The 21,494-nt window shown below is 62.1% G+C and carries 22 protein-coding genes; 5 read left to right on the top strand and 17 right to left on the bottom strand.

Going from position 1 to position 21,494, the window contains the following annotated elements; all coding sequences use genetic code 11:
* Positions 1 to 280: 280 nt before the first annotated feature.
* Positions 281 to 1,192 (top strand): LysR family transcriptional regulator, encoded by a 912-nt coding sequence (locus ACTJKS_RS12930; RefSeq protein WP_108182407.1) that lies wholly within the window; start codon positions 281 to 283, stop codon positions 1,190 to 1,192.
* 19 nt (positions 1,193 to 1,211) lie between these two features.
* On the opposite strand, the gene argE is transcribed toward ACTJKS_RS12930, so the two are convergent.
* The 9 genes from argE to ACTJKS_RS12885 all read right to left on the bottom strand — a co-directional run bounded on the left by argE (position 1,212) and on the right by ACTJKS_RS12885 (position 9,155).
* On the bottom strand, positions 1,212 to 2,363 hold the full coding sequence (gene argE / locus ACTJKS_RS12925) for an acetylornithine deacetylase (protein WP_108182408.1): 1,152 nt from the start codon (positions 2,361 to 2,363) through the stop codon (positions 1,212 to 1,214).
* A complete protein-coding gene (locus tag ACTJKS_RS12920; RefSeq protein ID WP_262948799.1) occupies positions 2,360 to 3,037 on the bottom strand; it encodes a DUF1028 domain-containing protein in 678 nt (225 codons plus the stop codon). Before ACTJKS_RS12920 ends, argE begins: the two co-directional genes overlap by 4 nt.
* Before the next feature lie 152 nt (positions 3,038 to 3,189).
* Positions 3,190 to 3,606 carry a RidA family protein gene (locus tag ACTJKS_RS12915; RefSeq protein ID WP_003225869.1) on the bottom strand — a complete coding sequence of 139 codons (417 nt, stop codon included), beginning with the start codon at positions 3,604 to 3,606 and terminating at the stop codon, positions 3,190 to 3,192.
* A 57-nt stretch (positions 3,607 to 3,663) separates the two neighbouring features.
* Positions 3,664 to 4,983 (bottom strand): flavin-containing monooxygenase, encoded by a 1,320-nt coding sequence (locus tag ACTJKS_RS12910; RefSeq protein ID WP_262948801.1) that lies wholly within the window; start codon positions 4,981 to 4,983, stop codon positions 3,664 to 3,666.
* Between the two features lie 256 nt (positions 4,984 to 5,239).
* The gene (locus tag ACTJKS_RS12905) at positions 5,240 to 6,703 is read right to left on the bottom strand and encodes a GDL motif peptide-associated radical SAM/SPASM maturase (protein ID WP_262948803.1); all 1,464 of its coding nucleotides are present in this window, start codon (positions 6,701 to 6,703) and stop codon (positions 5,240 to 5,242) included.
* Between the two features lie 102 nt (positions 6,704 to 6,805).
* Complete coding sequence (locus ACTJKS_RS12900; protein ID WP_108182412.1) at positions 6,806 to 7,384, bottom strand: DUF1842 domain-containing protein; 579 nt, start codon at positions 7,382 to 7,384, stop codon at positions 6,806 to 6,808.
* A 42-nt stretch (positions 7,385 to 7,426) separates the two neighbouring features.
* Positions 7,427 to 8,044 carry a DUF1842 domain-containing protein gene (locus ACTJKS_RS12895; protein WP_108182413.1) on the bottom strand — a complete coding sequence of 206 codons (618 nt, stop codon included), beginning with the start codon at positions 8,042 to 8,044 and terminating at the stop codon, positions 7,427 to 7,429.
* Between the two features lie 34 nt (positions 8,045 to 8,078).
* On the bottom strand, positions 8,079 to 8,264 hold the full coding sequence (locus tag ACTJKS_RS12890; RefSeq protein WP_041062751.1) for a DUF1843 domain-containing protein: 186 nt from the start codon (positions 8,262 to 8,264) through the stop codon (positions 8,079 to 8,081).
* A 660-nt stretch (positions 8,265 to 8,924) separates the two neighbouring features.
* Positions 8,925 to 9,155, bottom strand: a complete 231-nt coding sequence (locus ACTJKS_RS12885) for a hypothetical protein (RefSeq protein WP_108182414.1) — start codon at positions 9,153 to 9,155, stop codon at positions 8,925 to 8,927.
* Between the two features lie 41 nt (positions 9,156 to 9,196).
* Here ACTJKS_RS12885 and ACTJKS_RS12880 point away from each other — a divergent pair, with 41 nt between their 5' ends.
* Positions 9,197 to 9,565 (top strand): lysozyme inhibitor LprI family protein, encoded by a 369-nt coding sequence (locus ACTJKS_RS12880; protein ID WP_108182415.1) that lies wholly within the window; start codon positions 9,197 to 9,199, stop codon positions 9,563 to 9,565.
* 37 nt (positions 9,566 to 9,602) lie between these two features.
* On the opposite strand, the gene ACTJKS_RS12875 is transcribed toward ACTJKS_RS12880, so the two are convergent.
* From ACTJKS_RS12875 to ACTJKS_RS12850, 6 genes are all read right to left on the bottom strand, one after another.
* Positions 9,603 to 11,732 carry a TonB-dependent receptor family protein gene (locus tag ACTJKS_RS12875; RefSeq protein ID WP_142579882.1) on the bottom strand — a complete coding sequence of 710 codons (2,130 nt, stop codon included), beginning with the start codon at positions 11,730 to 11,732 and terminating at the stop codon, positions 9,603 to 9,605.
* A gap of 199 nt (positions 11,733 to 11,931) precedes the next feature.
* Positions 11,932 to 13,476, bottom strand: coding sequence for a class I SAM-dependent methyltransferase (locus ACTJKS_RS12870; RefSeq protein ID WP_108182417.1), 1,545 nt, complete (start codon positions 13,474 to 13,476; stop codon positions 11,932 to 11,934).
* Positions 13,477 to 13,561: 85 nt separating this feature from the next.
* Positions 13,562 to 14,434, bottom strand: coding sequence for an AraC family transcriptional regulator (locus ACTJKS_RS12865; RefSeq protein ID WP_108182418.1), 873 nt, complete (start codon positions 14,432 to 14,434; stop codon positions 13,562 to 13,564).
* 210 nt (positions 14,435 to 14,644) lie between these two features.
* Positions 14,645 to 15,139 (bottom strand): PaaI family thioesterase, encoded by a 495-nt coding sequence (locus tag ACTJKS_RS12860; protein ID WP_108182419.1) that lies wholly within the window; start codon positions 15,137 to 15,139, stop codon positions 14,645 to 14,647.
* An 8-nt stretch (positions 15,140 to 15,147) separates the two neighbouring features.
* Complete coding sequence (locus ACTJKS_RS12855; RefSeq protein WP_108182420.1) at positions 15,148 to 16,305, bottom strand: GGDEF domain-containing protein; 1,158 nt, start codon at positions 16,303 to 16,305, stop codon at positions 15,148 to 15,150.
* Positions 16,306 to 16,408: 103 nt separating this feature from the next.
* Entirely contained in the window at positions 16,409 to 16,657 is a 249-nt protein-coding gene (locus tag ACTJKS_RS12850) for a hypothetical protein (protein WP_047294879.1), read from the bottom strand.
* A gap of 170 nt (positions 16,658 to 16,827) precedes the next feature.
* On the opposite strand from ACTJKS_RS12850, the gene ACTJKS_RS12845 reads away from it, so the two are divergent.
* From ACTJKS_RS12845 to ACTJKS_RS12835, 3 genes are all read left to right on the top strand, one after another.
* Positions 16,828 to 17,472 (top strand): ATPase, encoded by a 645-nt coding sequence (locus ACTJKS_RS12845; RefSeq protein ID WP_108182421.1) that lies wholly within the window; start codon positions 16,828 to 16,830, stop codon positions 17,470 to 17,472.
* 86 nt (positions 17,473 to 17,558) lie between these two features.
* Positions 17,559 to 17,900 carry a hypothetical protein gene (locus tag ACTJKS_RS12840; RefSeq protein ID WP_108182422.1) on the top strand — a complete coding sequence of 114 codons (342 nt, stop codon included), beginning with the start codon at positions 17,559 to 17,561 and terminating at the stop codon, positions 17,898 to 17,900.
* A 217-nt stretch (positions 17,901 to 18,117) separates the two neighbouring features.
* The gene (locus ACTJKS_RS12835; RefSeq protein WP_108182423.1) at positions 18,118 to 19,071 is read left to right on the top strand and encodes a bifunctional helix-turn-helix transcriptional regulator/GNAT family N-acetyltransferase; all 954 of its coding nucleotides are present in this window, start codon (positions 18,118 to 18,120) and stop codon (positions 19,069 to 19,071) included.
* Positions 19,072 to 19,116: 45 nt separating this feature from the next.
* On the opposite strand, the gene ACTJKS_RS12830 is transcribed toward ACTJKS_RS12835, so the two are convergent.
* On the bottom strand, positions 19,117 to 20,121 hold the full coding sequence (locus ACTJKS_RS12830; protein ID WP_262948808.1) for an XdhC family protein: 1,005 nt from the start codon (positions 20,119 to 20,121) through the stop codon (positions 19,117 to 19,119).
* A gap of 11 nt (positions 20,122 to 20,132) precedes the next feature.
* Entirely contained in the window at positions 20,133 to 21,485 is a 1,353-nt protein-coding gene (locus ACTJKS_RS12825; RefSeq protein WP_262948810.1) for a c-type cytochrome, read from the bottom strand.
* Between the last annotated feature and the right edge of the window lie 9 nt (positions 21,486 to 21,494).

Raw genomic sequence — 21,494 nt, 5'->3', positions numbered from 1 at the left:
TTGTTGCTTCAGACCTTAAAAAATATATGCCGCGTGTAATGCGTAGCTCCGGTATGTTCAGGCTTCGCTCTTTTCTGGATTTACACAGTTTTGTGGTGAGGGGATTTATCCCCGATGGGCTGCGAAGCGGCCCCTCTTTTGACTTTAGAAACAGGGGCCGCTTCGCGCCCCATCGGGGATAAATCCCCTCACCACAGAACCCCCTGACTACAGACAAATGCCCTGACCACAGACAAATCTCCTCACCACAAAAGCGTCGTCTTACTTGCAGAGGTTTTCCATGGCCGCCTACAACCTGCGCCAGCTCAAATACTTCGTCACCACCGCCGATTGCGGCAGCGTGGCCGAAGCCTCGCGCAAGCTCTATATCGCCCAGCCGTCGGTCTCCACGGCGATCAAGCATCTGGAAGAAAGCTTCGGCGTGCAGCTGTTCATCCGCCATCACGCCCAAGGCGTGTCGCTGACGCCCAGTGGCTCGCGGTTTTATCGCAAGGCGCTGGAGTTGCTGCGGGTGGCGCATGAGTTCGAGCAGAACGCGCTGGCGGACAACGACGTGGTTTCCGGGCAGATCGATATCGGCTGTTTCGAAACCGTCGCGCCGTTGTACCTGCCGCGCCTGATCGCCGGGTTCAAGCAGCGTTGGCCGGGGGTGGAAATCCGTATTCGCGACGGCGAACAGCAGGAACTGGTGCAGGCACTGACCGCCGGCAGCATCGATGTCGCGATGCTGTTCGAGCACGACCTCGACAGCACCATCGAAACCACCTCGCTGATGCCCCCGCAGCAGCCTTACGCCTTGCTGCCGGCCGACCACCGCTTTGCGCAACAGGCGAAAGTCTCGCTGCACGATCTGGTGCTTGAGCCGATGATCCTGCTCGACGTGGTGCCGAGCCGTACCTATTTCGTGAGCATCTTCGAAGAGCGCGGACTGGCCCCGCACATCGTTTTCAGCTCACCGTCGATCGAGATGGTGCGCGGCATGGTCGGGCGCGGTTTCGGCTTTTCGATTCTGGTGACCCGGCCGTTCGGCGAGTACACCTACGACGGACAGAAAGTGGTGTGCGTGCCGCTGGCGGAAACCGTGACCGGTTCGGGCCTGTCAGCCGCCTGGCTGCGTCGGGTGCAACTGACCAAACCGGTGCAGTTGTTCGTCGATCACTGTCGGGAGGAATTGGCTCGACTGTACGCCTGAACGTACGTCGAGCCGTGTTTCAAGCGCGGATAAAAGCCAGCAGCCGTTGCAGCATCGCATCACAGGCATCGAGTTGCGCGCGACTGACAAACTCGTCCGGTTTGTGCCCCTGATCCATGCTGCCGGGACCACAGACCACGGTGGGAATGCCCGCCGCATCGAACAGCCCGCCCTCGGTGCCGAACGCCACGGTGCCGAATTCCCGTGAACCGCAGAACGCCGCGATCAGCTCCGCCGCCTGACTTTGCGCATCGGTGGCCAGGCCGGGATAAGCCGACAGCTCACTGAAACGAATCGCGCTGTGTTCGCTGACCGCCCGCATGCGTGGCAGCACGTGCTGCTCGGCGTAGGTCTGCAACTGCTGCGCGACCAGGCTCGGATCCTGCGAGGGCAGGGCTCGGATTTCGAAGTCGAAGCGGCAATCGGCGGGGACGATGTTCAAGGCCTTGCCGCCGCTGATCACGCCGGTCTGCACCGTGCTGTAGGGCGGATCGAAACGGCTGTCGTGCTGCTCGGGTGCCTTCAGTTGTTGGCCGATGCGCCCCAGTTCGCCGATCAGCTCGGCGGCGTACTCGATGGCGTTGACCCCCAGCGGCGCGTAGGCCGAATGGCACGGATGACCATGCACGTCGCAGCGCATCGCCAGTTTGCCTTTATGGCCGAGCACCGGTTTCAGTTCGGTGGGTTCACCGATGATGCACAGCAAAGGTTTGACTGGCCGTTGTTCCAGCTCGGCGAGCAACGAGCGCACGCCGAGGCAACCGACTTCTTCGTCGTAAGACAGGGCAATGTGCACCGGCATGCGCAATGTTGCTTGCACCAGCGCCGGCACCAAGGCCAGCACGCAGGCGATGTAGCCCTTCATGTCTGCGGTGCCACGGCCGAACAGCTTGCCGTCACGCTCGCTGAGTTCGAACGGCGCTACGGTCCACGGTTGGCCGTCGACCGGCACCACATCGGTGTGCCCGGAGAGCACGATGCCCGGTTGCCCGGCGGGGCCAATCGTCGCGAACAGATTGGCCTTGCTGCGCTCGGCGTTGTAGATCAGCTCGCACGGCACGTCGAAGCCAGCGAGGTAGTCACGCACGAACTCGATCAGCTGCAGGTTGGATTCGCGGCTGGTGGTGTCGAACCCCACCAGCGTTTTGAGCAAAGCGACGCTGCTGCTCATCGATCGTCTCCGGCAACGCCATACCCCGGTGCCTTGGCCGGGTCGAGCGCGCGATCGATGTAGTTCTGCAGCTGCGGCTGATAGGCGTCCCATAGTTTTTGCAACTCGCCGATCGGATTCTCGTCGGCCCAGTCGACCCGCAGATTGACGATCGGCCAGGTCTGTTCGCCGACCACCACCACCGCTGCCGAATGCACTGGCCCGGCTTCGCCACCGAGGGCCTGGGCGGCGTGCAGGGCCTTGAGCAAACGGTCGGCCAATTGGCCTTCGCCGTCTTCAAAGGCGCTGACCATTGCTTCGATCACCGCGCGCCCGGCGAGCATGTTGCCGGCGGCCACGCATTGTTCGCCGCACACGGCGTTGTGCACGCCGAGGGTTTGCGCTCCGCTGAAATGCGCGGTCTGGCCGAGGTGGTTGATCGCGGTGATCTGCCGGTACTGGCTATAGCCGTTGCGGGTCAGCACCTGGTCCAGCGCCGCATCGGGCGCGTGACCTTGTTCCATCAGCGCGAGGACTTCCGGGCCAAGGGACGGCAGGGTGATGTTCTGGCTCGACACCGCGCCAACCCCCGGCAGCAGCCACGGGCAACGCGCACCGACGGCGATGCTGGAGGAACTGATGGCGACACCGAACTGGCCGGTTTCGGGGCAACGGGCTGCGATTGAAAAGGTCATGGTCTAACTCCTTTCGAGGAATTTGTTGTCCTTGTGGGCCTCATCGCTGGCAAGCCAGCTCCCACAGTTATTGGGTTGGTCACAAAATCTGTAAGCACCTCAAACCTGTGGGAGCTGGCTTGCCAGCGATGGCCGCGACGCGGTGCGTCTGATTACTCGGGAATCACCGCCACCACATCAATCTCCATCAGCCACTGCGGCTGCCCGAGTGCCGACACCACCAGCCCGGTGGAAATCGGGAACACGCCTTTGAGCCACTTGCCGACTTCCTGGTACACCGGCTCGCGGTAGCGCGGGTCGATCAGGTAAGTCGTGGTCTTGACGATGTGGCTCATGTCGCTGCCGGCTTCTTCCAGCAGTTGTTTGACGTTGCGCATTGCCTGTTCGGCCTGCGCGCGCGGATCACCGAGGCCCACCAGATTGCCGTCGAAATCAGTGCCGACCTGACCCCGGACATACACGGTGTTGCCGGCACGCACGGCCTGGCACAGGTCGTTGTCCAAGGTCTGGTTTGGGTAAGTGTCCTTGGTGTTGAACATACGGATGCGGGTGTGAGTTGGCTTGCTCATGTACAGCTCCAGACTGGGTATTCAGCGGCGCAGAAGCACCGCCGCGAAAGTAGGCAATCAAGCGTCGACGGTGTCGGCGGCTTTCGTGTTGGCGGTCGAATGCAGGGCGGCTTCACGCTGCTCGGCATCTTTGTAATCAAGGTATTTGCGCTGGGTGGCGATGTGGTCGGCCACGTGTTTGGCGTCATGCCAGACGCCCCAGATAAACGACGAACCGCGTCGCGACTGCCATGGCAAGCCGAGGAAATACACCCCCGGCTCGCTGGACACGCCGCGCTGGTGCTGCGGTTTGCCCTTGTCATCAAATGCCGCGACTTGCAGCCAGGAATAATCCACGGCGAAGCCGGTGGCCCAGATGATCGAGGTGATCCCGGCTTCGGCCAGATTCAGATCGAGCAGCGGATTTTTCACGCACTCCGGATCTGGATAGGTCGCTCGCGCTTCAGGTTCTTGCGGCAGGTCGAGGCCGTTGCGCTCGATGTAGGCATCGGCGGCATCCAGCAAGGCGAGGTAGTTGTCATCGCCACGTTTGAGGTTGTCGACCAGGTCCTGCTTGAAGGTCACCACGCCGTTATTGAACGACTCGGTCACGCCGACCAGGGTCATGCCGCGATGGGCCAGACCCCGGAAATCGATGGTGCGTCCGCCATGCGCGCCGCTGACCGCAATGGTCACGTGCTCACGGCCGGGTTTCATCGCCGCCTGATCCCACTCGCCGAGCACCCCCAGCCACCAACAGAAATCGCGGTTGCGATAGGCACGCGGCGGACGGTCGTGAGCGCCGACCGACAGGTAAACCTGTTTGCCGGAACGCTGCAGTTCATCGGCGATCTGCACGCCGGACGAACCGGCACCGACCACCAGCACTGCGCCGTCGGGCAGTTGCTGCGGGTTGCGATAGTCAGCGGAGTGGATCTGCAACAGACGCGGGTCTTGCGGTGCAATCGGCGGGATCACTGGACGCTGGAAAGGACCGGTCGCCGCAACCACCCGGCTGGCCTCGATCACGCCCTCGGAGGTCTCGACAGTGAAGCCCGGACGCCCGACATTGCGCACCACGCTTTTGACCTCGACGCCGGTGCGGATCGGCGCGTTGAATTTCTTCGCATAGGCTTCGAAATAGTCCGCGACGCGCTCCTTGGGGGCGAAACCATCGGGATCGACGTCATCGAATTCCAGCCCCGGAAAGCGGTCGTGCCACGCCGGACCGTTGGCCACCAACGAGTCCCAGCGCCCGCTGCGCCAGCGTTCGGCAATGCGGCTGCGCTCCAGCACCAGGTGCGGTACACCGAGTTTGCTCAGGTGCTCGCTCATCGCTACCCCCGCCTGTCCGGCGCCCACGACAAGCGTGTCTGTTTTTATTGTTTCAGTGCTCATTTGTACATCCTTCCTGGCAAGGCAAGTGGATTCGGATCGCTTCAGGCTTGTCCGTTTTGCTTGCGGTCAGACTAGGCAGGAGGGGGGTATCGGTAAAATATTATTAAGCTGGGATGTGAATACAAATTGCTGAAGCAGAACGGCCTAACCCAGTTAAAACGGGCCTTTGCGGGCAGGGGGTGAGCTGTCCCGGGCAGGAAAACCCGGGACACGGAAGAGAAATTTCTATTTCAGGACTGACGCCGACCTCATGCAATCAGCTCAGGTGACTGGGCGCAATGCCCAGCAGCCCGGTCAGCGTATTCATGATCGCCTGCTGCCGCGCGCGATTGGCCTGGTGCTCGGCTTCGGCGGCGGCGACATCGGCGGCGCAGTGCGGACAGATCACCTCGTGCGGATAGATGTACTGCAAGCAACTGCGGCACAGGCTCAGTTGCGGGGCGATCCGGCCTTGTTCCGGCGATTGCTGGCCCTGATTGATCCATGCCAGTTTGATCACCTGACCGCTGTCGCTGACGCTGCTGACTTTTTCGCCGGTGTCGATGCGCTCGGTTATCAGGTCGAAGCGGCCGACCGCAAATGATTTCTGCGCCGCGTCCTCGACCTTGACGATGCGCTCGCGCAACCCACGCTTGTGCAGCTCCAGCGTGCGGTAATGGCAATAGGGGTTGTTGCCGGGTTTGCCGAGCAGCGAATGCGAAGTCCAGGTGCAGCCGCCGCGACAGACGTCGTTGTAATAACAGCCACGGCAGTAACCCCACATATCATCCACTGATCGCAAGCGCCCGAAATGCATGCCTTCGCTGTAATGCCAGATGTCGTGCAGGCTCATGCTGCGCACATTGCCGCCGGAGAAACCAATGGTGGCCAGTGACGGGCAGCCTTTGACCGTGCCGTCGGCCTCCAGCGCCAGAACGGTCTGGCCGGCGGCGCAACCGGTCCAGTGCACGCGCTCGTCGCCGAAGCCGCGCCACAGGTGTTCATACGGGCCGTAATAGCCGATGTTGTTGCCGACATTCATCAGCAAGCCACGGTCGACACCTTCGCGATACAGCCGCGCAAGCAGCGGCATCACTTCGAGCAATTGATAGGGTTGCAGCAGCAACTCCGGATGATCCACCGCGTTGCCCATGGCGACGGTGATCTGGATCTGCCAGTGGGTGGCGCCGAGTTCGATGATGGTGTCCATCAGCGCTGGCAAGTCGGGCAGGGTCGCGGCGCCGATCTGGGTGTTGACGCTCACCGCCAGCCCCGCGGCTTTGGCCCGGCGCAGGGTGTCCACGGCCTTGTCGAACGAGCCGGGAACGTTGCGCACCGCGTCATGCAACGGCGCAAGTCCATCGAGGGAAATGCCCACGCCGTCGAGCCCGGCATCCACCGCCGCCTGCATCTTCGCCGGGGTCAGGTTGCGCCCGCCGGTCTGGATTGCGCAGTACATGCCGTGGTCGTGAATGGCCTTGATCAGTTGTGTCCAGTCCTTGCGCAGATAGGCTTCGCCGCCGATCAGGGTGATTTCGCGAGTGCCGAGCGCGGCCAGCGAGTCGATGACGTCCAGGCATTCGCGGGTGTTGAGTTCGTCAGGCCGGCGATGCCCTGCGCGGGAGCCGCAATGCAGGCATTTCAAGTCGCAGGCCAGGGTGATCTCCCAGACCACGTGCACCGGCACGTAGCGTTTGAGATCGGTGTCGCTGAGATAACGGGCAGGGCGCACGTCTGACATGGGAAATCCTTGCGCACCATCCTGTGCGCGCTACGAAGGAATTGACCGCCGTTGAACAAGCCCCGGGCACGATCCTGTGCAATCGCGCCCGGGGCCGGTCGGTTAGCGTGTTTCCAGACGCGTGATTTCCGCTTTCAGATGCTCAAGCGCACTGCGCAAGGCGCCCTCATGCGCCACTTGTTGCTCGGCCTGTTGCACCACGGATCTGAGCTGCGCCAGATCGCCGCCGGCCTGCGCCTGCTGCACGGCCACGGCGTACAGGGGTTGCGGATGCGGCGTGGGGTGCGGTTGCTCGCTGGGTGCCGGATGCACCGCAACGTGCTTTACCTCGTGCCACTGGCCCTTTTCTTCATAGCGATAATCGACAAAACCACTGGCCCAGTCGCCGCCCAGGATGCCTCTGAGGTGGAAGGTCTGGGCGATCTGGCTGAGCGGGCCGCTCGGACCGCCGTCAAGGGTCAGGATGATGTGGTTCTCGACGTTTGCAGTCAGTTTGGTTTCGGAAAAACTGCCCCAGACCTGAGTCCGGAAATTGACCGTCGGCCAGGTGGCCTGGAACACGCTGGCAATCCCGCTGACCCGTTTATGCGCGGTGTCGACCAGCAGATCAAGGGTCAGAACCGGTGCGCCAAGCAGTGAGTTGCTGATGTAGAGACGAGTGTGAAAAAGTCCAATCGACATGGTGCTACTCCCTGAAGTGAATGGTGAATCAAGTGGCCTGACTCAGCGGCTCTGCAGCCGGCTGACCTCTTTCTTCGCGGTGTCCAGTGCGTCGCGCAATTTCGGCAGTTGCTCCAGTTGCTGTTCGGCGAGTCGGGCGAGATTTTTCATCTGCGCCAGATCACCGCTGGCAATGGCGCTCTGAATCGGCGCGGCATACAGCGGCAGGATCGGTGGGTGCGGGTTGATCACCGGGCCGGGATTGAACGGTGAAGGTATCGACTCCACCAGATGCGCCGGGGCGTTGTTGACCTCATGCCAGCGTTGACCATCGAAGTAGCGATAGTTGGCGACACCTTCGCGCCAGTCAGTGCCCACCACCAGCCGCACCTCGAAGTTATCGAGGGAGTTGGCGCCTGGGCCGCCGTGATTGCCCTGGGCCGTCACGAGAATCTTGCTGACGCCGGGCGACATCACGGTGAGGTAGGTGTACTCGCCCCAGACGTCGGAATGCACGTCGAGCGGCGGATTGGTCGCCTGGGTGATCGCGGCGGTGCCGTTGACTTTCGTATCGGGTGTCGAGACCAGCAGGTGCAGCGCCAGCGACTGCGCACCGGGAGCGCCGGTGCCGATGCGATAGCTCACCGGGAACAGGCCGACATTTTCAGTGGATCCGGACATGTTGATTGCCTCCATTGCAATGTGATTGATGGCTTCAGGACTTTTCGTGCCTGGAAACTTCCCTGGCCAGTTTTTCGTACGCGTCTTTCAGGTCTTGCGCTTCAGGCTTGCTGGTGTCGCGTTGCTGCAACAGCGTCTTCATGTGCTGCACATCGCCTTGCTTGATCGCACTTTGAATGGCGACGCCGTAAGGCGGGATGTTGGCCGTTGAACGGGACATAGCGAGGGTTTCCTCATCGGTGCTGCAAAACCGCCCCCTGACGAGAAGGGGCGCCTTACCTGACAGACAGGCAGCCTCTGCCTTGTGGAGCACCGGCAGGCGAGCAACCTGATCCGTCGGGATCTGTTCAAGGGTGATGTCCGGGTGCACGGCGCAGGCGCCATGCGCCGAGGCCGCGCGTGTCCTCAGCCGAAACCGCCAGGCGGGACGTCGGGTGTTTCGCAAGTGGCCTGCCTCAGGGGCTGGCAAGGGGAAATGACCGGTACGTTGTTCATCTTTCTATCCTTGAGAGAACACAACGAAACGCAGGGATCAGTGGCGCGCCCGGTGGCGCGCAGAACAGCCGCAAGCACAAAAACCATCCCTGATTTCTTTTCCAGTGCTACTACGGGCGAGCGCGTGACCGCCGCTCGCGGGTCGCTGGCACATCGCCAGCCACGCAACCCTAGATGCGATTTGGCGGCCCTGCCAGCGAAAGCGCCGAACGGTCGTGGGCGGGAGTTTGACGGTCAGCAGAACGTATCCGCTCCAGACCTTCAAGTCTTTGAACGGACACAGTTATCGGGAGGGAAGAGAGGCGCGCGCAACGCATGGAATCATTGGCAATAAGCAATCCATCCAACGCGCATATTCGCGCAACGCTACCCTGTGTTCGACGAATTAATTGCCGTCGGCGACTTTGCGCTCGATCGCATCGGTCTTGCGCTTGAGTGCCTCGGCCTCCTGTTCCTTGGTGCGGATCGAGGTCGGCGTCAGCACTTCGTCCACAGCCTTGGTGTCGTCGTCGCTGTCCTGCAGATACCGGCGAACCACATCCACCGGTTTGCCCGCCGCATCCAGCGGTGGTGCGTTGTGAGGGGTTGCAGGCTTGCTGTCGTCGGTGCTTTTCATTTCTCATACCTCCATTGGCTTACAACGTTGGATACGACGACATGACACGAGTTCTAGAAATTTCAAGGGTGACCGCCGCGGCCCTCGGCTGTGCGCTGCTGATCGCTGCCAATTCAGCACACGCCGCCAGTTTCGACTGTGCCAAGGCCAAAGCGGCAGACGAGAAAGCAGTCTGCGCCAACCGCTCGCTGAACGACCTGGACGTGACCATGGGCGAGCTGTTCAGCCTCGACAAACGCCTGCTGCCGATGGGCGGGCGCGATGCGCTGATCGGCGAACAGCAGGCTTTTCTGAAAAGCCGCAAGGCCTGTGGCGCGAAGGTCGGTTGCTTGACTGAGCTGTACCAGAAGCGGGTTGACGCGCTGCGCAACATCATCGAGACGCGGGTGATGACGCAGGGGCCGTTTTGACCCGCTGTTTGTTGCCGCTACGGGTCAGATCCTGCGGTCAGAGCAAACTCCACGACACCCCGACATAGACCCCCAACCCTTCACCCGGCGTAGACCGCGCCGCATCCTGGCCTTTGTCGTCATACCCCGGCGTAACGGTGGCGGCGTAGTGCTTGTTGGTCAGGTTGCGCAAGTCGAGCCAGGTTTGCCAGTCGTTTTTCGGCGCGTTGTAGCCGACGGTGGCACCGAACAGTGCGTAGGGATCGGCGTAGTAGCTGTTGGCGTAATCCACCGCGACCTTGGACACCAGTTGCGTGTTGACCGCCGCGAAGAAGCCCTGAGGCCAGTCGTGGCGCAGTTCGCCCTGGTAGTAATGCATCGGCAAACCCGGCAGGCGGTTGTCGCCAAAACGCTGATCGTCGCGGTAGTGGAAGTCGCTGAACGTGTAGGCCTGACGCAGGCTCAATTTACGTCCGTCGGCGGCTGACCACAGCGTGCTTTGCAAGCTGGCTTCGACACCCTGATGCACGGTGAGGCTGGCGTTGAGTTCGTACGGGGTGACGGCGTTGGCGTCCGGCAGCACCGACAGCAATTCGTGGCGCACCTGCGCGTAGTACCACGCCAGGCTCCACTGGCCGAGTGTGCTGTCGCCGCGACCGCCGAGTTCGAGGGTGGTCGCGGTCTGGTTCTGCAGTTTGATCGGATCGCTCTGGGTGCCGGTCGCCGCACCGTTGCCGGCCGGGAAGCGGATGTTCGAGCTGTAGATCAGCGACCACGGGTGCGGTGCTTCGACCGAACGGCTGAGGTTGCCGAACAACTGCAGGTCCGGCGTGACCTGATAGCGCAGGCCCAGACGCGGCGCATAGTCCCAGTCGCTCATGCTGGTCTTGCCGCCGCTTTGCGGGTAGGTGACGGCGCTTTCGCGGCGGGTGTAGAGGGCGGCGAGGCCGGTGGTCAGCCACAGGTCGTCGGCGATTTCCAGGTCGTTGCCGACGTGCAGAACGGTGTCCGAACCCTGATAGGTGAAGTTGCGCATGCGGGTGCCCGGCGCATACGCGGCGGTGTTGCCGGACGGGATGCGCACGAATTCACTGGCGCCGTCGTTGGGCAGGTGTTTGGTGGTGCGCAGGCCCACGGTGCTATGGCTTTCCATACCCAGAAAAGTGTCGCGGCGCTTGTAGTCGAAGGTGCCGCTGACGTCGGTGTAGGCGACTTTCAGACGGTTCGGGCCTTCGCGCAGGTCCATCGGGTAGTCGTGATAGACGAGGCCGGTCTGGATGCTCGAATCATCGTCGATGTAGTAGGTGGTCTTGTTGCCGATGAAGGTGCTGCCCGGTTGTTTGCGGCTGTCGTCGCGCGCCACGTAAGCCGGGTTGGCCGCCCGTGGCGTGTGCTCGATCGAATGCTTGGTCACACGGCCGGCGAGGTCGTTGTCGGTCTCGCGGTAACGGAAATAGAAGCGGGTCTCCAGGTTCGGGCTGAAGCGGTAGCCAAAGTTGGCGATCACGCCCTGGCTCTCGCTGGCGGTGTGATCCTGATAGCCGTCAGCGTTCGCGTCGGTCAGCGACACGTAGTAATCGAAGTCGCCCAGCACCTGCCCGGAACTCACCTGACGCTGCTGGTAACCATGGCTGCCGGTGGCATAGCGCACCTGCAGTTTCGGCGCGTCGTAGCCGGTGTGGCTGACGTAATCGACGGCGCCGCCCAGCGCCAGCGCACCACGATCAAAGCCGTTGGCGCCGCGCAGCACCTCCACATGGTCGAGCCACAGCGGTTCGAGCAATTCGTAGGGCGTGCCGCCGGGGCCGGTCAGCGGCAGGCCGTCGAGCATCGTGTACAACCCCGAAGCGTGCGCGCCGGGTGCGCGGTTGATCCCCGAACCCCGGATCGAAATCTTCACCCCTTCGTTGCCCGCCGACTGCGCGTAGACCCCCGGCTGATACGCCAGGACGTCCTGATTGCTCGCCACCCGGCCCTGCAACGGCTGACGCATGTCGACCACATTGCTGCCGCCGGGCACTTGCGCCAGACGCGCTTCGGCCTCCGCCACGGAGGCATCCGTGCCACTTTGCTCGTCAGCGGAAATCAGCACCTGTCCCAACTCCATGCCTTTGGGTTCCTCGGCCATGACCGGGCAGGCGAGGGCCAGGCCCAGCAGGGCAGAGGGCAGGGATTTGGGCGACGGCATCGAGAAACTCCAGACAGACAGGGACGGGCAATGAACAGTGCGACGCCAGAAGGAACGATGGAAACACATGGCAATTTTGCTTTTTCGCCGGGGAGTCAGGGATGGAAGTGCTGGAGGTCAAGTCCGGAGACGGCATTCATGGCCGCAAACGCAGACGACCGGCCGCTGGTGATCGCGGCCAGTCGTTCGGGGGAAGGGATCAGGCAATCTTCAACGCCATGAGAATGTCCAGCGGTGTCTGGGCAAATGCCCGGGCCTGCTCAGTCATCTCGGCAAGGTTTTCTTCGGCGGTGAGCAGCGGCTGGTCACCCCTGAGCAGCACTTCGCCCTGTTCACCGATGACGGCCCACGCCAGTTGCGCCCAGTCTTGCGGGTCAGTCATGCCTTGTTTGAGCGAAATCAGGAACAACTGCTGGACGCGGCTGACTGCCACGCCACCGCCGGTGACCGGGCTGGCCAGCACCTGAATATCGCTGTTGAACAGCGCCCGTTTGCACAGTTGCAGGTTGAGGGTGTCGCAACGTTCCTGCACCTGTCTTTCAGCGGCTTCGCTCTGGCACGGGGCGGCGACGCCCATGCCGATCAGCACGGTGACAGCCTGTACCAGGTCGTCGTAAGACACGGAGCCCACAGCCATCGACAACTGCTGCAGGGTTTTCGCTGCATAGGCATTGGCTGCGAGCGCTGCGAGCACCGGGCTGTAAATCTCCGCTTGCAACGAAGCCGCACCGGCCGGACCGGTGACCGTGTCGGGAATGTTTTCAATGGCTTGCAACAGGACAAACCGGCTTCTCAGCAGGGCATCGCGCTGTTCGGCGGCAGACAACCGATTGGCACCGCGTATGTACAGATCCCGGCGGAAGTTCTGATTGATGAAGTAGTCGCGCGCCTGTTCGCGCATGACCGGATGCTCGATCCCCTGCAGAAAGTCCATGCCTTCTGCACTCAGATTCAGCGCAGCAACGGTATCCAACGGCACGGCGGTCGCGGCGTAGTCCAGTTTGGCCGCCGCCATGGCGTCGACCACGTCAGTGAAATACATGCAGTTCCAGTCGCGATTGAAGTACTCATGGGCCACGTACTGACGATTCTGGCCCTTGATGCTCTGCAACTGGGCACCGAGAGCCGGCGCCGTTCTGGCGTACTTCGGATTGGCCGCCAACAGTGCTTCGGAAAATTGCATCGCGGCATCGATACGTTTGGCCGGGCTGGTGGAGGCGTGGCTGGCAAAGCGGTTGTGCAGACTGAACAGATTGCGCAAGGGCGCCGAAGGCGACCAGCCCGGGAAACAATTGTAGCTGACATACAACAGGCCGCCGGGTTTGAGGTGACGGCGGGCGAATTCGACGATCAGTTGCTGATTGTCGCGGCTGACCCAGGTCCAGATGCCATGCAGGCTGATACTGTCGAAGGCCGGCAGGTCATCCCGGGCCAGCAGTTGCTCGAAACTGTCGTCATAAAGGCGGGCCTGGCTGTTCCAGTCGCTCGCCAATGCAATGGCATGCGCGGCCTGGGATGGCATGAAATCGGTGCCGACGTAGTTTCCCGGGTTGGCGGCGGCATGGATGTTGATCGACACACCCTGGCCGAAGCCCAGTTCGCAGTGGTAGCCACCAGCACTCTCCAGCGTGGCAAAGCCGCGCAACAACAGGCAAAAACGCTGGAACACCGGATTGATTTCCCGGCTATACGAGTAGGTGTAGCCCTCGTCGGTGAAATACCCTTCGTTCCAGGCATTGCTCATGGTGAACCCTTTATTTCGAGAGAGAAGCCGCTCTTATAAAGGGTTGTCCTTGGGCACCACAAGCGGAAAAACAGCTCAGTGGCACTTACCCTTGCAAAGGCACGTACACGTCCGTCTGCCACTGCTCTTGCGGCGTCTCGGGATAGACGCTCAGGTAATGGAAAAACAGCGGATGATCGCGCAATTCCTCACCGCTGGTGGGCAGCCAGTCGCGATAGATCGGGTAGATCGTTTCACCGATGTGGTCGGGTGAACCGACGTGCCGCACCACCACACAACGACCTCCGGGAATAACGAGTTCCTCCACGCCGAACGTATTCGGTGCTACCGGCTCTTCAATCTCGCCACAGATGGCGAAGCGAAAATCCTCCGCAGGCGTGGTGTCGGGGTTGTTGAAGGGAATGCCGAAGGTGCGACTGGACGCCACGGGCGACTGCCCGCTGTGCAGGCGCCAGGCGATGAATGTCTGCACACTTTGCTGAACTTCGCCCGGCGCGCCGCGGTGCTCAAGCGCGGCGACCCGCACGGTCGGGAAGTCGATGATTCTGGTTTGCATGATGACGCTCCTGGAAAAGTGAGGGATGGCGAATACCGCATTCCAGGTCTGCCAGTTCGGTTGCTTCCTGAAGGCACTGGGCGTCATGCCGAAGTCGCGCCGGAACGCCCGGCTGAACGCTTCCGGACTCTCGAACCCGGCGTCAGACGCGGCGTCGAGTATCGAGTGCTGCGGTTGCGCGGCCAGCCGATGGGCGGCCCGGCGCAAGCGCATCAGCTGCACATAGCGCGACACCGGCACACCAATGAACGCGCTGAATTGCCGATGGAAGTGAAACGCCGAAAAGTTCGCTACCTGACTTAACGTGTTCACCGACAGGTCACCTTCGAGATGGGCATCGATGTAGGCGAGCACGCTGTGGAAGCGCCGGGTATAGGCGCGGTGGGTCGGCAGGTCGGACACTTGGTGGAGACTCCTGGAAGTGCGGTCGGCTATAGCCTCGTCGATTTTGGCGTAGGCGCGCCTAGCCGGGTTTGCTCAAGTATCGGTTCTGTAGGAGCTGCCGAAGGCTGCGATCTTTTGAGGTTGATTTTTGGCGTCCTCCATCAAGGTCAGAATCAAGAGATCGCAGCCTCGTTGCACTCGACAGCTCCTACAGGAGAGCGTGTGGAGTCAGCGGCCGTGCGCCGCGTCCGCCAGTTGCCCGGTATCGACCCGCACGAACACCGAATCGCCCACCGCCGTCAGCACTTCCCCGGCGTACACCTCGCAGATCACCCGAGTCTTGCGCCCGACGTCGCCTTCGACCCTGGCGCGCAAGGTCAGGGTGACGCCCATCGGTGTGGGTTTGATGAACTTGAGGCCGAGGTTGCCGGTGACGCAGTCGATGCGCGGCAGGCTGCCCGGGGCACGCTGTTCGGCGCGGTAGTGGTAAGCCATCGCGGTCCAGTTGGAATGGCAGTCGACCAGCATCGCCAGCAACCCGCCGTACACCAGGTCCGGCCAGCCGCAGTATTTGTCGTCCGGCAGGTGTTCGGCCATCACATGCACGCCGTCCTTGTGCCAGAAGCTTTTGACGTGCAGCCCATGCGGGTTGCGGCCGCCGCAGCCGTAGCAGATGCCTTCGGGGGCGGCGAGGTCTTGCAGGGGCGTTTCGGAACGGGTCATGGGGCTGGTCATCCTGAAGGGGTGATTCCGGTCAGGCGCAGGCGGTTGCGCCCACCGCGCTTGGATTCATAGAGCGCGGCGTCGCCTTGTTCGATCAATGCCGCGAGACTGGCCGGCGGCTGGTTGAACAGGCTGGCGCCGATGCTCAACGTCACCGGCTCTGGTGTCGGGAATGCCTGGGCGGCGCTGCGGTGAAACTGATCGCGCAGGGCGTCGCCCAGTCTGACGACGTGATCACTGGGCGCGTTGCTCAGCAAAATCACAAACTCGTCGCCGCCCAAACGGGCGGCGAGCGCCTCATCGGAGGTCTCGGCGCGGATCATTTCGCTCAAGGCCACCAGCAAACGGTCGCCGGCGCTGTGGCCATACTGATCGTTGACCGATTTGAAGTTGTCGATGTCGATCAGCAGCAGGGCACCCGGATGCGCCGGGGAGACGTCCTGCAGCAAGCGCGGCGCGCGCACATCGAGGGCGCGGCGGTTGTAGAGAGCGGTCAGCGGATCACGGGCGGCCAGTCGGGCGATCTGTTCCTCGCGCCGGTAGCGTTCGGTGCCGGTCATCGACAGCGCAATCAGCATGATCGCCATTGCGCCTTCGACCAGCGAAATCTGAATGATTTCACCCCGGAACGCCGCCAGATCGATCAGCGTGCCCGGGATCATCACGGTCAGGGCCTTGGCCACATAGAACAGCCCGTGACCGAGCAACACGTAGCGCAGTTGCACCGCGCCGACGCTCAGCGAGCTGCCATGGGGGCGCAGCAGCAGACTGGCCTTGAGCGTCGAGGCGGCCACCAGCAGCGAGTTGGCGGCCAGCATGACTTTCGACCACAGCGGCCCGTCCGGCAATAACAGCATGACCAGCCAGCTGACGAAAATCAGGTACCAGGCCGGGGACAGACGGATCTGCGTGAAGCGCGCCACCCCCAGCAGAAACAGAAAGTGCGCGGTCACCAGCAAGCCGTTGGCGAACCAGATGCCGATCAGCAGAAAACCGTTGCTGCGCAGCAGGGCCAGGGTGGAACCGATGGTGATAGTGGCGAAACCGGCGCTCCAGAACAGCAGCGAAGGCTCACGAATGCTGCGCCACTCGACCGCCAGATACAGCGCGGCGGCGGCTGCGAGAGCGATCGAAATGGTCAGCATCGTCAGTGGGTCGAGCGGCATTTCCGGGGGAGCCTGTCAGAAGGTCGGTAGGGCCGGCGATTGTAAGCGTTCGGGGCCGTTTTGGCAGGCTCCGCACGCTGATGTCATGGCCGGGCGTTCGCCGTCATGACTGTGGCGCGAGCCAGGTGTCGACGACCCGCCGATCCAGTTCTTCCCAATAAGCCATGCCCAGCACCCGCGTGGTGTTCAGCCCGCGCAGATAGCCACGCAACTGATTGGCCGTATCGCGTTTGAGCTGGACATCGGTGATGTCCTTGTCCAGCAGCACGTTTTCGTACTGCACCAGGTATTCCGCCACCCGCTCGCGAAAGTCGGGCAAAACCGCGTCGCGGATCAGGTCAAAGGTTCTCAAATCGGCGTCCTCACTGTTGTTTTAGTCATTAGAGATGAGCATGGATCAAACGTTATCGTCAGTAACTATCGCTAGAAGTAATAGTGACCATCACGAAACGCAAGTTCAGCTTTGCTGGCAATAGGCGGAAAATTGCCCTCATTGAAAACGCAGCTCAAGGAAATTGCGCGATGAAGACACTGACCCGACTGGCGCTGACCGCTCTGCTGATGAGCGGCATGGTAGCCACGGCACCGTCTTACGCAGACGACGCTTGTGCGTGTCATCTTCAGCCAATCGCCGGCAGCAGCGCGACATTGCAACATTCACAGACCGTGGGTGTGCTGTACAGCGAAAACACCCGGGAAAACCTGCAATACCTGACGCGCTACCACGACATGGCGTTGCACGGCGCCAAGGATGCGCTGGATTCGCGAATTCGTGCAGCCTTTGTCAGCAGCTCCGACCCGGAACTGGCCATCGATTGGTTGCTCAGCTCGCTGCAGCGTCATTTTTCGTCGGTGACGGTTTACGACAGCCTTGATGCGCTGATTCAGGCACACCCGGACGTTGTGGTGAAACTCGACACCTTCAACCGCTTGCTGACCCAGCAAAACAGCCTGTACGAGGCGCATTTCATCGCGCGTTTCTACGATGCCGACCTGCAATACATCGGCAAGGCCGAGGGCTCGGTAGAGAAACAGATTCCGTCGGTCTGGGTACACGACAAAGCGGCGCAGGAGATTGCCGCGCAGATCGAGCAACAACGTGATCTGCAACTCAATGCCTTGAAGCAGTTCGATGCCTCGCTCAAGGCGCTGGTGGCTTCCAGCTGAACACTCAAAACCAAAAGGGCAGCGGCGGCGCCGTGACGCTGAACCGTTGCCGGATGAACCGGACTTTTATTTTCAGGATTACACCGATGCGTACTTTTTTTGCCCCGACCCTGGCGGTTGTCTCCTTGCTGCTCGCCGGTTGCGCCTCCGCACCGAACGACCCGACGCTGACCTTGCAGACCCGCAAAACCCCGGCGCAATACGCCGATTGCGTGGTGCCCAAGCTGCAGAGCAGTGCGCTGAACCCGACCGTCTCGCAGACCCAGCGCAGCTACCGGATCGTGGTGCCGAGCAAGGTGTCGGCAGACAACGTGCTGGAAGCCTACAAGGCCGGCAACGGCGGCAAAGTGTTCATCTATGAGCGCCACTTGCTGGCTTCCAATTTCCTGCCTTCCAGTTTTGAACGCGCTGCCCAGGATTGCATCTGACCCGGCCGCGCAAACCGTTCTGACCGAGCTCCTTTGGTTGGCCGCAACCAACCAATACTTTGCCCCGCACCTCATTCGGTAGCGGGGCTTTTTTTGCCTGACATTTGCTGCTCTGGTGATGTCGGCACGCTAGCGTTTGCCCGGCGTGGTTGGCTGCTTGCGTCGGCGTGGGGGAATATGGTTGTATGGTGCAACTAAATTTCAGCAGTGATGTGTCATGAGTGTCCCTAAAGCCTTGATCGAAGAAATCCGTACAGCGTCGCGCACAATGGTGCGTGAGTTCGGTTTCCTGCGCGCCACCCTGGCGGCGACCGACTATTCAGCCTCCGGCGTGCACGCATTGCTGGAAATCGAGGCCGGGGACGGCGTCAGCGCTGCACAACTGGCGCAAAGCCTTGGTCTGGAAAAGTCCAGTGTCAGCCGCATGGTCGGCAAACTGATCAAGGCCGGGGAGATCGAGGAGCGCGCCGCCGAGGACGCCCGGGTCAAGCTGTTGCAGCTGACCGCGCAGGGCCGGCAGACCGTCGCCGACATTCATGCCTACGGCCGGGCGCAGGTCAGCAACGCACTGAACACGCTCAATCCGTCGCAACAACAGAGCGTGGCGCAAGGCCTTGCAACTTACGCCCATGCGCTCAAAAGCATCCGTCTGGGCGCTGACCGGCCACTCACGCCGAACCTGCACATCAGCGCCGGCTATCGCCCCGGCCTGATTGGCCGCGTGGCGCAAATGCATGCGGATTATTATTCGCGGCATTCCGGTTTCGGCGCGATTTTCGAACGGCGTGTTGCCAGTGAAACGGCGGAGTTTGTCGGGCGTCTCGATCAGCCCAGCAATCAGATCTGGGTGGCGATGCTTGATGAGCGCATCGTCGGCTCCATCGCGATCGACGGGCAGGATCTGGGTAACAATCAGGCGCATCTGCGCTGGTTCATCCTCGACGACGGCTGCCGCGGCAGTGGCGTCGGTCGGCAACTGCTGAGCGCGGCGGTGGAGTTTTGCGATCAGCACGGCTTTGACGCGATTCAGCTCTGGACCTTCAAGGGCCTCGACGCCGCGCGCCGACTGTACGAAGCGGCCGGGTTCGAATTGACCATGGAAGAGCAGGGCAGCCAGTGGGGCAGTGTGGTCACGGAACAGCAGTTCACCCGTGCAGCCGCCTCACGTTGAAGGTTGATTCAGCGTCATCACGCAGGTGCTGAATGTGTCCGCCAATCAGGCTTCCTGCGCCTTGGCGCTGGCAATCGAAAACGCCTTCGGCAGGCTGGCGCCATTCTTCGCGGCCAGGATCTCGGCCATCACGCTGACCGCGATCTCCGCCGGTGTCTTGCTGCCAATGTAAATGCCGATTGGCCCGTGCAGCCGTTCGAGTGATGTCTGGGTCTCACCAAAATGCTCGATCAGCCGTTCGCGACGCAGCTGACTATTGCGCCGCGAACCGATGGCGCCGATGTAAAACGCCGGGCTGTGCAGGGCTTCGAGCAGTGCCAGATCGTCGAGTCGCGGATCATGGCTCAAGGCGACGATGCAGGTGCGCAGATCGACCGCGAAGTCGCGTACCACGTCATCCGGCATGCCAATGATCCGCTCCACACCGTTCACCGCCCAGGTGTCGATGTATTCCGCACGCGGGTCGCACACCGCGACCTTGAAGCCGTTGAACAGCGCCATGGTCGCCAGATACTCGGCCAGTGCGCCGGCACCGATCATCAGCAGCCGATACCCCGGCCCGAGGGTATTGCGCATCCGTTGGCCGTCGAAACTGAATTGCTCCGGGGTGGCTGTGGCTTGCAGTGTGACGCGACCGTTATCCAGTGCCAGGCAGCGGCGTACCAGTTGCCCGGCATCCAGTTGCTGCAGCAGTTCGTCCAGCACCTGCCACGACGGATTGAACTCGAGAATCAGCTCAAGCGTGCCGCCACAGGGCAAACCGAAACGATGCGCCTCGTCGGCGCTGACGCCGTAGCGCAGCACCTCGGGCGCACTGTCCTTGAGGCCGCTGCCGCCCTGCGCGGTGGTGTAACGATGGATCAGATCGTCCTCGATGCAGCCGCCGGACACGCTACCGACCACGCGCCCGTCATTACGCAAGGCCATCATCGACCCTGTCGGTCGCGGCGAAGAGCCCCATGTGCGCGCGACCGTGGCGAGCAACACTCGCTCGCCGGCGGCGAGCCAGTCCCGCGCGGTGCGCAGAACCAGCAAGTCGATGCTTTCCATCAAACGTTCCTCTAACGCATTTGCAGGATGATCGGGCTGCTGCTCGCCGGATCGGTACGTTCACGCAGCTTGTTGACGGCCTGCGCTTCAATGGCACTGCCCTGATTGCCCCAGGTGCTGCGCATGAAGGTCAGCACTTCGGCGATCTGTTGATCCGACAACTGCTCACGGAAGGCCGGCATGCGATAGGCGTCCGGTACTCCGGCGGCCACCACCCGTTGCGAACCGTTGAGGGTGATGTTGATCGCCGAAGCACTTTCCTTGGCCAGTGCCGACGTGGCGCCGGCCAGCGGCGGCATCCATTCCGACTGGCCCTTGCCGTCCAAACCGTGGCACGAAGCACAGCGCGTGACGTAGGTATGGGCACCGGGCGCGTCCAGACGTTCCGTAGCCGAAACCGCTTGGTACTGCCATGGCTGGCCGTCGCGCTGACGGTCCCCGGGCAATGACTTGAGATAACGGGCAATCGCGGTCAGATCGTCATCGCTCATGAACTGCGTCGAGTTGTTGAACGCCTCGGTCATTGAGCCATAAACCACTGCATGTTTGTTACGCCCGGTCTTGAGGAACTGCACGATCTCCGGTTCGCTCCAGCGACCCAGGCCGGTGTTGTGATCATCACGCAGGCTCGGCGCGTACCAGCCATCGAGCAAGGCGCCGGCGAGGTACGGCGTGGCGGACTCATCCAGAGCCTTCTCGTTGAACGCCAGACCGCGCGGCGTATGGCAACTGCCGCAGTGCCCGGCGCCTTGCACGAGATAGGCGCCGCGATTCCACACGGCATCCTGCGACGGTTTGGCCACGTGAGGTTCGGTATCGGCAAACACACCGTTCCACAACGCAATCGGCCAGCGCAGGTTCAACGGGAAAGGAATCGCACTCGGGATATTCGCCTGCCTGACCGGTGCCACGCCTTTCATGAAAAACGCGTACAGCGCGCGCACATCGTCGTCACTGAGCTTGGCGTAGGACGGGTAGGGCATCGCCGGGTACAGACGACGGCTGTCGGGTGCCACGCCGTGGCGCACCGCACGGTCGAAATCCGCCAGGCTGTAGCGACCGATGCCGGTTTCCGGCTCCGGGGTGATGTTGGTCGCGTGGATCGCGCCCAGTGGTGTGGCCATTTCCAGGCCGCCAGCGAACGGCGCACCGCCCGGCACGCTGTGGCAGGCCACGCAATCGCTGAGTCGGGCGACGTATTCGCCACGCGCGACCAGCGCCGGGTCGATATCAGCCACGGCGGTGTGGTTGTTTTCAAGGCGCGAGACAGGCTCGCGGGTGACGTACCAGGCCAGCAGGCCTGCCGCGACCAGACACGGCACTGCCAGCCAGCCTGCGGTTCTTGCGAATCGGCGGTTATTCATGGACGCTCC

This window comes from Pseudomonas sp. 22189 (genome assembly GCF_052045635.1).
Lineage (GTDB): Bacteria > Pseudomonadota > Gammaproteobacteria > Pseudomonadales > Pseudomonadaceae > Aquipseudomonas > Aquipseudomonas parakoreensis.
This window is presented reverse-complemented; position numbering and strand designations above follow the sequence as displayed.